This window comes from Rhizobium sp. YIM 134829 (genome assembly GCF_046546455.1).
On the sequence record NZ_JBKHKI010000032.1, the window covers coordinates 1 to 565 of the forward strand.

At 66.5% G+C, this 565-nt stretch carries 2 protein-coding genes; both read left to right on the forward strand.

Annotated elements, in window-relative coordinates:
• A partial coding sequence (locus ACLE20_RS15560) for an RES domain-containing protein (RefSeq protein WP_410941226.1) occupies positions 1-143 on the forward strand: 143 nt, incomplete at its 5' end.
• Positions 140-475, forward strand: a complete 336-nt coding sequence (locus ACLE20_RS15565) for a hypothetical protein (RefSeq protein WP_410941225.1) — start codon at positions 140-142, stop codon at positions 473-475. The genes ACLE20_RS15560 and ACLE20_RS15565, both read left to right, overlap by 4 nt.
• Positions 476-565: the final 90 nt, after the last annotated feature.

Consider the following 565-nt stretch of genomic DNA (forward strand, 5'->3'; position numbering starts at 1 on the left):
TGCGTTTCGACACCCACCACGTCGCTCGAGCCGAGGACCCCGAACGCGGCGTCTGGTACGGCGCGTCCAGCCCCGATGCTGCAGTGGCAGAAGCCTTCAGGTCGATCGCACGATCGACCGCCAACGACACGCCCCTTACGTGACTGGTCTCTCGTTCACCCGAGCGCTCACCGTCCTCGATGTCGCCGCCGACAGCCACGGTGCATGGGCGACGCGCGCCGACGGTACCTACGCCATCTCCACCGGCCCCCTCACCGTTACCCAGGCGTGGGCACGAAACGTCGTCGATGCCTATCCCACCCTCGACGGACTGTGGTACAAGAGCCGAATCGCTGGCGCACCATGCCTGGCACTGTTCGCGCCCGCAGCGCCAGCGATGCCCGACCGGCCCAAACTCTCGCTGCCGCTGACCCACCCCGATCTAGCGACGCGCATCGCGGGTGCGGCGAAGCGATTGAGCTACGCCGTCGTGTGAGCGATTCATCGGCGAACTGATGCCCGAATCGACGGGCGAGTTCCGGGACGTGTTGGCGTTTAGCTCAGCCGAGGGCTTCATGCCTTACCG